Genomic DNA, 530 nt, shown 5'->3' with positions numbered 1-530 from the left:
GTCCAGCACATGGTGAGCAGGCGTTCCTGGGCGTCGAACTTGATGCCCGGCTCTTCTTCATAGGCGCTTTCGGCGCCGTCGGCCAGCGACTTGGCGCCGGCATAGGTCCACAGGGGTTTCAGCGCCTCCTGCAACTGGGCGTACGTCACGCCCGTGCGCAGCGGCACGTCGCCGTGCACGTGGATTTCGAAGGGGGCATCGTATTGGGACATGGTGCTCTCCGGCCCTATTGTGGACCTTCCCGGCCGAGGTTTAGTTCTGCGGTCGCGGACCGGCCGGCCGCGTCTGGTGCCTCGAGCCGGAATCGAACCGGCACGCCTTGTTCAAGGGCGGCGGATTTTAAGTCCGCTGTGTCTACCGATTTCACCATCGAGGCACATGGGGCCACTGTACAGAAGCAAAAAGGGAAGCCCGTAGGCTTCCCTTGAATATGGAGCGGGAGACGAGGCTCGAACTCGCGACCTCAACCTTGGCAAGGTTGCGCTCTACCAACTGAGCTACTCCCGCATCGACTTTCTTGGAGGCGCGTA

At 62.1% G+C, this 530-nt stretch carries 1 protein-coding gene and 2 tRNA genes; all 3 read right to left on the bottom strand.

Translation table 11 applies throughout. The features are described 5' to 3' along the window. Nucleotides 1–212 (bottom strand): DUF6806 family protein (locus tag ACYVAK_RS14690; protein WP_461062330.1); only part of this gene is annotated, 212 nt, incomplete at its 3' end. A gap of 74 nt (nt 213–286) precedes the next feature. Further along, a tRNA-Leu gene (locus ACYVAK_RS14685) sits at nt 287–376 on the bottom strand. A 55-nt stretch (nt 377–431) separates the two neighbouring features. Beyond that, nucleotides 432–507: transfer RNA gene (locus tag ACYVAK_RS14680), tRNA-Gly, on the bottom strand. Nucleotides 508–530 lie beyond the last annotated feature (23 nt).

Source organism: Silanimonas algicola (assembly GCF_054777375.1).
The sequence above is the reverse complement of the archived record's forward strand: the minus strand, read 5'-3'. Positions and strand labels throughout refer to the sequence as shown.